The organism is Mycobacterium sp. E136 (assembly GCF_001666865.1).
Lineage (GTDB): Bacteria > Actinomycetota > Actinomycetes > Mycobacteriales > Mycobacteriaceae > Mycobacterium.
In genome coordinates this window covers 1-7,753 of the sequence record NZ_LZJE01000145.1, presented here as the reverse complement: position 1 = coordinate 7,753, position 7,753 = coordinate 1, and the positions used below count along the sequence as shown (strand labels likewise).

Sequence of the window (7,753 nt, the reverse complement as noted above, 5' to 3'; positions counted from 1 at the left end):
CCGACGCCGAAGGGCACGAAGTCGTTCCCGGTAGGACCCTTGTACGGGGCGCCGGGCGGGAAGCCCTGCGTCGTCCACGCGACGAGGGTGCCGCGCCGGGGCAGCTTGAGCTCGGACATGTCACCGGCGCTGCACCGCGGGCAGCGCTGCTGAACCGGGAAGGCGGTGGCGCCACACGCGCCGCACCGGCTTCCGATCAGCTGCGGATTGTCATCGGGCCAGGTCGAGATTTCGGGCGCGAGCGCCACTTGCTGTGTCGGCACGCGCCGACGATAACTGGAAATGACGTTCTCGTCTAGAGAGAACCAGGGTCGTCAACGAGTCAACGCGCTGCTAGCCTCCCCGATGTGGACGCCGATAAAGCGCAGATCGCCGAGGTCTTGATTCGCTACGCGACGGGGATCGACTTCAAGGACTGGAAGCTGTTCCGCACGTGCTGGGCCGACGAGGTCGACATCGACTACGGCGACCTGGGGACCTTCACCGATCCCGACGCCTTCACCACGTTGATGGAGCAGATCCACGGCGGCATGGGGCAGACCTACCACCGCATCTCCAACATCGTCGTCGACGTGGACGCCGACCGGGCGACTGCGCGGTCCTACGTGCGCGCGGTGCTGCAGGCCGTGCCCGATGACGGCGGAAGCTGGATCGATGCCCTCGGTCACTACGACGACGAGCTCGTCAGGACCGCGGACGGGTGGCGAATCGCCAAGCGCACCACCAACATCGCGCGGGTGATGAGCGCGGCCGGCGTCGCGCCGTGACAGTCGGCGACTTCGCCGCGCGGTACGGACCGTGGGCGGTGATCGCCGGGGCCTCGGAGGGCATCGGCGCCGAGATGGCCGATCAGCTGGCGTCGCGTGGGCTCGACCTCGTGCTGATCGCACGCAATGGAGCGCTGCTCAACCAGGTCGCCGCCGCGGCGCGTGAGCGGCACGGCGTTGCGGTGCAGGCCGTCGTGCAGGACCTCACCGATCCCGACGTGGTCGCGAAGGTGGCGGCGGCGACCGACGGACTCGACGTGGGGCTGATCGTGTACAACGCGGGCGCTTCCGACCGTACGACGACGTTTCTCGACAACGACCTCGAGTACTCGCTCAAACAGGTCGCGCTGGACTGCGTCGGGCCGATGGCCTTGGCCCGACACTTCGGACCGGCGATGGCCGAGCGCGGCCGCGGCGGCATCGTGATCGTCGCGTCGCTGGCCTGCCTGGCCGGGTCGGCCACGCTGGCGGTGTATTCCGCGGTCAAGGCGTTCCAGCACACGTTCGCCGAGGGGCTGTGGGCGGAGTTGCGTCCGCACGGCGTGGACGTGTGCTGCACTCCGCTCGGCATGACCTACACCCCGGCGCTCGCGCGGATGGGTGTCGACTACGACCCGCAGACGCAGATGCGCTCCGAGGACGTCGCCGCCGAGATCATCGCGAACATCGGAAACGGACCCACCTACGTCGTCGGCGAGAACAATCGCGCCATGGCCTCGCAGGTGTGGACGGTCGACCGGCGCACACTCGTCGAGATGATCAGCGCCGCCTCAACCGATTTCGCGGCCAAGAGGAAGGTCTGACATGCGCGCGGTGGTGCTTCGCGACGGCAAGCTCGACGTCCGGGAGACGGCCGATCCGTCGCCCGGGCCGGGGGAGTTGTTGATCAGGCCGCTGTCGGCGGCGATCTGCGCATCCGACGTTCACTACATGGACCATCCCAACTCGTCGCCGCGATTTCTGTGGGATCCCGACCGCGACACCGTGATGGGCCACGAGTTCGTCGGGGAGGTCGTGGGCCACGGGCCCGACTGCTCGGGCGACTTCCCGGTCGGAACCAAGGTGACCAGCATGCCGATCCTGATCCGCGCGGGTCAGGAACCGCTGGTGATCGGACACCATCCCGACGCCCACGGCGCGTTCGGCGAGTTGATGGTGGTCTCGGAGATGATGTCGCGACGGGTGCCCGACGGTGCGCCGAACGACGCGGTCGCGCTGGTCGACGCGTTCGCGGTCGGGGAGTACTACGTCCGGTGCTCGGGCGCCGGCCCCGGTGATCTGCCGCTGGTCACCGGCACGGGCGCCATCGGGCTGTCCACCGTCGCCGCGCTGAAGAAGCGCGGCATCGAGTCGATCGTGGTGTCCGACTACAGCGACGACAGACTCGGATACGCCGCGAAGTTCGGCGCCGACGTACTGGTCAACCCGGCGCAGCGCGACCCCTACGACGTGTGGCGGGAGACGTTTCGCGCCAAGGGTTTCCAGACCACGCAGGTGATCTTCGAGTGCGTGGGCGCCAACGGTCTGATGCAAACGATCGTCGACAACTGCGAGTTCCTCGCGCGGGTGCACGCCGCGGGAGGCTGGTACGACGCGGGCACGATCGACTGCACGGCCGCCACCCACAAGGGAATGACGATCCAGTTCGGCGGCGGGCCTCATCCGCAGGACTGGTACGGCACTCTCGACGCGGTCGTCGACGGTCGCCTCGATCCGACGCCGAGCATCGGCGCGACGATCGGTCTCGACGAGGTGCCCGAGGCCATCGATCAGGCGCGCAGGGGGTCGGGCCCGCCGCGCATCGTGGTCCATCCGGGGGCGCCGTGAAAGTCCTTCCGGGCCCCATCCGCCAGATCGGCTACGTCGTCACCGACATCGACCGGGCGATCGCGGGCTGGCTCGAGCTGGGGGTGGGGCCCTGGTTCGTCATGCGGGATCTGACGCTGGCCGCGCGCTATCGCGGCGAGCCGTGTGAGATCACCCAGTCGCTGGCGCTGAGCAACAGCGGCGACATGCAGCTCGAGCTCATCCAGCAGCAGAGCGAGGCGCCGAGCGTCTTCACCGAGTTCCTCGACGCCCACGGTGAGGGATTCCATCAGTTCGCCTACTGGGCAACCGATTTCGACGCCACCATGCGCGCGATTGCCGAGGCGGGCTGGCCGGTCGTGTGGTCGGGCGGCGAGGACGTCGGTACCCGCTTCGCGTACGTCGAACCGCCGGCCGGCCGGGCGCAGGTCGCGCAGATCATCGAGATCATGGAGCTCACCGACATCACCAGCGGGATGGCGTCGTTCGTGCGCGACGCCGCGGCGAACTGGAACGGCAGCGACCCGATCCGCGTTCTCGGCGGCTGATCTTTCGCGGCGCGTGAGCGTGCGCAAAGTGCTGACAATGCGCGGCGTGTCGTGTGCAAACACGCGCGCTCGCGCGACGGGAGTTACTTGCCGCGGTTCATGGCCTTGTCGGCGGCGGCCCAGTGCTCGTCGGAGACCCACAGCCGCGCGAACGCGTTCACGGCCTCGTCGGTCGAGGCGCCCTTCATCACACGCTTGATCTCGCCGGCGGCCCGGTGGGCGAGCTTGCGGGCGACGGCGCGCCAGTCGTCGTCGAACGTCTCCCGCGCGAGCACCCGGTCGATCAGGCCGACGCGCTCGGCTTCGTCGGCCGACAGAATCGTGCCGGTACCGGCCAACAGCAACGCCCTGCTGTAGCCGACGATCTCGACCAGCCGCTCGGCGCCGCCCCACGCAGGCATGATCTCGAGCGCCACCTGGTTGAAGCCGATCTTGATGTCGGAGGCGGCCAGCCGGATATCGGCCGCGGTCGCGAACTCCGCCCCGCCGCCGAGCGCATGGCCGTTGAGCACGGCGATCGTCACGCCGGGGAACGCGACGATGCGATCGCACACCGCGCGCATCCGCCGCGCCATCGCGGCCGCGTCGGCCTCGGTGCGCAGGGTCGCGAGCTGTTTGAGATCACCGCCGGAGACGAACGCCCGATCGCCGGCGCCCGTGACCACCAGCGCGGTTGCGCCCGCGGCGCGGTCGAGCGCGTCGTCGAGCTGCTCCATGGTCTCGGGCGCGATCGCGTTGCGCGCCTGCGGCCGGTCGATGGTGATGACCGCCAAGCCGTCGTCCAACTCGAGGTCTACCATCAACCGTTCTCCATTTGCGATATTGGCATTCTCGGATTCAGAGAATAGCATCGCCTCGAGTCGGAGCAGCCGCCTGAGTGTGGGGAGTCCATGCGCAACATCCCGGTCGAGCTGACCAAACGCTACGAGGAGGAAGGTTGGTGGACCCCGGACACGCTCGGTGAGCTGCTAGCCCGCCACCTGGCCCAGAACCCCGACACCGGCTTCTGGGTGCACTCCGACGTCCGGCCGTACGCGGGCACGTTCGCCGATGTCGAACTGCGGGCCCGTCGCCTCGCGGCGGGTCTGCACAAGCGAGGCGTCGGCCCTGGCGACGTCGTGGCGCTACAGCTGCCCAATTGGATGGAGGCCGCCGTCGCCTTCTGGGCTTCGGCGTTCCTTGGCGCGGTCGTGGTGCCGATCGTGCATTTCTACGGCCGCAAGGAACTCGCGCACATCTTGGCGACCGCGCGGCCGAAAGTCCTCATCACCGCGCGGGAATTCGGCCGGATGGTGTTCGCGCCGGACCTGGCCGCCGACGTCCCGATCGTGGCGCTGGTGGGGGCCGACGAGCGCTTGCGCGAGGAGCATGTCCACAGCTTCGACGATCTTTTCGACGACGCCCCGATGTCGGGCACCTTGGCCACCGACCCGGCGGGCCCGGCGCTGATCGCGTTCACCTCGGGTACCACGAGTAAGCCGAAAGGTGTTGTGCACAGCCATCAGACGCTGGGCTTCGAGACTCGCCAGCTGCTGGAGAACTACCCCAAGGACCGCGGACGCCAGCTCACCGCTACGCCGATCGGTCACTTCATCGGCATGCTCGGTGCGTTCCTCATCCCGGTACTCGAGGGCGCCCCGATCGATCTGTGCGACGTGTGGGACCCGGGCAAGGTGCTCAAACTCATGGAGTCCGAAGGCATGTCGATTGGCGGTGGGCCGCCCTACTTCGTCACCAGCCTGCTCGACCATCCCGATTGCACCGACGCACACCGCTCCCGGTTCACCACCGTCGGCCTCGGCGGATCCACCGTCCCCGCGGCGGTGACACGCCGGCTCGCCGATATGGGGTTCTTCGTGTTCCGCTCCTACGGCAGCACCGAGCACCCCTCCATCACCGGCTCGCGGCCCACCGCGCCCGAGGACAAGCGGCTCTACACCGACGGCGATGCGCGTCCCGGCGTCGAGATCAAGCTGACCGAGGACGGCGAGATCCTTTCGCGCGGACCGGATCTGTGCCTGGGTTACACCGACGACGAGATGACCAGGCGCGCGTTCGACGACGACGGCTGGTACCACACCGGCGACGTCGGGGTGCTCGACGAGGACGGCTACCTGACCATCACCGACCGCAAGGCCGACGTGATCATCCGAGGGGGAGAGAACATCTCCGCCCTCGAGGTCGAAGAGGTGCTGCTCGGCATGCCCAGCGTCGCCGAAGCCGTCGTGGTGGCAGCACCTGACGCCCGGCTCGGTGAGCGTGCCGCGGCGGTGCTGCGCATTCGGGCGGGCGGCGCCATGCCGACGCTCGACGAGGTGCGCACTCACTTCAAGCGGGCCGGTGTCGCGATTCAGAAGTGGCCGGAGGAACTGCACGAGGTGCCCGAGGGGCAGGACTATCCGCGCACCGCGAGCGGGAAGGTGCAGAAGGTCGTCCTTCGTGAGCAGGTGCGGGCCAAAGCGCGGAATTGAGTCCGCCGGCGACGCGCCGCCGCCCTCGCGAAACGTACGCCACGGTCGTGAATCGCGGCCGACCCACAGCCCTCGTGTACGTCTCGCGAGCAACATTGGAGCGCGGAAGTGCGTCCGCCGGCGACAACCATTTGGCCGAAGGCGCATTGCGCAGCCGACACCAATGAGAATAGGATTCTCCCGAGACGAAAAGGAGTGTTCCATGGGGCAACTGTCACATCGGGTCGACATCCCGTTCCCGCTGTTCGACGCGGACAACCACCTGTACGAGCCGCCGGAGGCGATGACCAAGTACCTGCCCAAGGAGTACAAGGACGTCGTCCAGTACGTCGAGGTCAACGGGCGTACCAAGATCGCCATCAAGGGGCAGATCAGTAATTACATCCCCAACCCGACGTTCTCCCACGTCGCCAAGCCGGGCGCCTGGGAGGAGTACTTCAAGTTCGGCAACCCCGAGGGCAAGAGCAAGCGCGAGCTGTTCGGTGAGCCGATGCGCTCGATCCCGGCGTTCTTCGAACCCGGACCGCGCCTGGAGCTCATGAACGAGCTCGGCGTGGACCGCTCTCTGATGTTCCCGACGCTGGCCAGCCTCATCGAGGAGCGGCTGCGCGACGATCCGGTCGCGATCCACGTCATCATCCACTCGCTGAACCAGTGGCTCGACGAGGTCTGGGGCTTCAACTACCAGAACCGCATCTTCGTCACGCCGGTCATCACGCTGCCCATCGTCGAGAAGGCGATCGAGGAGCTCGACTGGGCGGTCAAGCGCGGTGCCCGCGCCATCCTCGTCCGCCCCGCGCCGGTGCCCGGATTCCGCGGCCCGCGGTCGTTCGCGCTGCCCGAGTTCGATCCGTTCTGGGAGAAGTGCGTCGAGTACGACGTGTTCGTCGGCATGCACTCCTCCGACAGCGGTTACTCCCGCTACACCTCGGAGTGGGACGGCGTCGCGCAGGAGATGCTGCCGTTCCAGACCAACGCGATGTCGATCCTCAACGAGTGGCGCCCGATCCAGGATGCGGTGGCCTCGTGGGTGATTCACGGCGCGCTGTTCCGGCACCCGAAGCTCAAGGTCGGGATCGTCGAGGCGGGTTCGAAGTGGATGTTCCCGCTGCTGGACTCCATGGCCGAGGTGTACAAGAAGGCCCCCGAGGCCTTCCTGGGCAACCCGATCGAGGAGATCAAGAACCGCATCTACGTCAGCCCCTTCTACGAGGAGGGCATCGACGACCTGATCAACCTGATCGGCGTGGAGCAGGTCCTCTACGGGTCCGACTGGCCGCATCCGGAGGGCCTGGCCGAGCCGACCCACTACGTGACCGCACTCGAGCACCTGTCGGTCGAGGATCAGGCGAAGATCATGGGCGGCAACCTGGGTCGCCTCGTCACCGTGTGACCCAGCACCCCACTTGGGAGACCATCCCCGGGATGGTCTTGAGCGCAGCGGACCGTTTCGGCGACGCGGAAGCGATCGTCGACGGTCCGTTGCGCTTGTCCTTCGCCGAGGCCGTGCAGCGGATCCGTTGCGCGGCAGGCGCATTCGCCGACCTCGGCATCGCCAAGGGCGATCGGCTCGCCATCTGGGCGCCCAACTCCGCCGATTGGATCATCGCGGCTTTCGGCCTGCTGGCCGCCGGCGGCGTGCTGGTGCCGGTCAACACCCGGTTCAAACCGGAGGAGGCGGCCGACATCATCGGTCGCAGCGGCGCGAAAGCCGTGCTGGTTCAGAAGGACTTCCTCGGCCTGGACTACTCGGTGACCACGGACGCACCGGTGATCGACCTGGGGTCGGGCTTCCTGTCCTCCGGCAAACCGTTCGACCGCGTCGCCGAGCTGACGGGCTCCGACATCGCCGACGTCATCTTCACCTCGGGCACCACGGGCAGGCCCAAGGGTGCGATGATGAACCACCGCCAGACGCTGCGCGCGTACGAGGAGTGGGCCACCCTCGCCGATCTGCGCGAAGGCGATCGCTACCTGATGATCAACCCGTACTTCCACACGTTCGGGCTCAAGGCCGGGCTCATCGCGTCCTTCCTGCGGGGCGCCACGATGCTTCCCGTCGCCGCGTTCGATGTCGACCTGGTTGTCGAGCTCATCGAGAGCGAACGCATCACGATGCTGCCCGGCCCGCCCACGCTGTACCACTCGCTGCTGACCGTCG

Annotated in this window: 9 protein-coding genes; 7 read left to right on the top strand and 2 right to left on the bottom strand. The window is 67.8% G+C overall.

Annotated features, from left to right (window positions below):
* A partial coding sequence (locus tag A5698_RS09535) for a Zn-ribbon domain-containing OB-fold protein (RefSeq protein WP_231967362.1) occupies positions 1-263 on the bottom strand: 263 nt, incomplete at its 3' end.
* An 84-nt stretch (positions 264-347) separates the two neighbouring features.
* Between A5698_RS09535 and A5698_RS09530 the strand changes: the two genes are divergently transcribed.
* The 4 genes from A5698_RS09530 to A5698_RS09515 are packed head-to-tail and all read left to right on the top strand — an operon-like array spanning position 348 to position 3,121.
* Positions 348-767, top strand: coding sequence for a nuclear transport factor 2 family protein (locus A5698_RS09530; protein ID WP_067083599.1), 420 nt, complete (start codon positions 348-350; stop codon positions 765-767).
* Positions 764-1,570, top strand: coding sequence for an SDR family NAD(P)-dependent oxidoreductase (locus A5698_RS09525; protein ID WP_068295815.1), 807 nt, complete (start codon positions 764-766; stop codon positions 1,568-1,570). Before A5698_RS09530 ends, A5698_RS09525 begins: the two co-directional genes overlap by 4 nt.
* A gap of 1 nt (position 1,571) precedes the next feature.
* Positions 1,572-2,594, top strand: coding sequence for a zinc-binding dehydrogenase (locus A5698_RS09520; RefSeq protein WP_197506727.1), 1,023 nt, complete (start codon positions 1,572-1,574; stop codon positions 2,592-2,594).
* Complete coding sequence (locus A5698_RS09515; RefSeq protein ID WP_068295813.1) at positions 2,591-3,121, top strand: VOC family protein; 531 nt, start codon at positions 2,591-2,593, stop codon at positions 3,119-3,121. Before A5698_RS09520 ends, A5698_RS09515 begins: the two co-directional genes overlap by 4 nt.
* Before the next feature lie 83 nt (positions 3,122-3,204).
* Here A5698_RS09515 and A5698_RS09510 read toward each other — a convergent pair whose 3' ends face one another.
* Positions 3,205-3,921 carry an enoyl-CoA hydratase/isomerase family protein gene (locus A5698_RS09510; RefSeq protein WP_067083596.1) on the bottom strand — a complete coding sequence of 239 codons (717 nt, stop codon included), beginning with the start codon at positions 3,919-3,921 and terminating at the stop codon, positions 3,205-3,207.
* 90 nt (positions 3,922-4,011) lie between these two features.
* Between A5698_RS09510 and A5698_RS09505 the strand changes: the two genes are divergently transcribed.
* The 3 genes from A5698_RS09505 to A5698_RS09495 form a co-directional block, all read left to right on the top strand.
* The gene (locus A5698_RS09505; RefSeq protein WP_068295809.1) at positions 4,012-5,592 is read left to right on the top strand and encodes an AMP-binding protein; all 1,581 of its coding nucleotides are present in this window, start codon (positions 4,012-4,014) and stop codon (positions 5,590-5,592) included.
* A 202-nt stretch (positions 5,593-5,794) separates the two neighbouring features.
* A complete protein-coding gene (locus A5698_RS09500; RefSeq protein WP_067083592.1) occupies positions 5,795-6,985 on the top strand; it encodes an amidohydrolase family protein in 1,191 nt (396 codons plus the stop codon).
* Between the two features lie 32 nt (positions 6,986-7,017).
* The coding region (locus A5698_RS09495; RefSeq protein WP_156670680.1) for an AMP-binding protein at positions 7,018-7,753 on the top strand (736 nt) is incomplete at its 3' end.

Excerpts from the sequence above, each read along its gene's own strand:
- A5698_RS09520 (WP_197506727.1), top strand. The coding sequence starts at position 1,572 with ATGCGCGCGGTGGTGCTTCGCGACGGCAAGCTCGACGTCCGGGAGACG.
- A5698_RS09510 (WP_067083596.1), bottom strand. The coding sequence starts at position 3,921 with ATGGTAGACCTCGAGTTGGACGACGGCTTGGCGGTCATCACCATCGAC.
- A5698_RS09505 (WP_068295809.1), top strand. The coding sequence starts at position 4,012 with ATGCGCAACATCCCGGTCGAGCTGACCAAACGCTACGAGGAGGAAGGT.
- A5698_RS09500 (WP_067083592.1), top strand. The coding sequence starts at position 5,795 with ATGGGGCAACTGTCACATCGGGTCGACATCCCGTTCCCGCTGTTCGAC.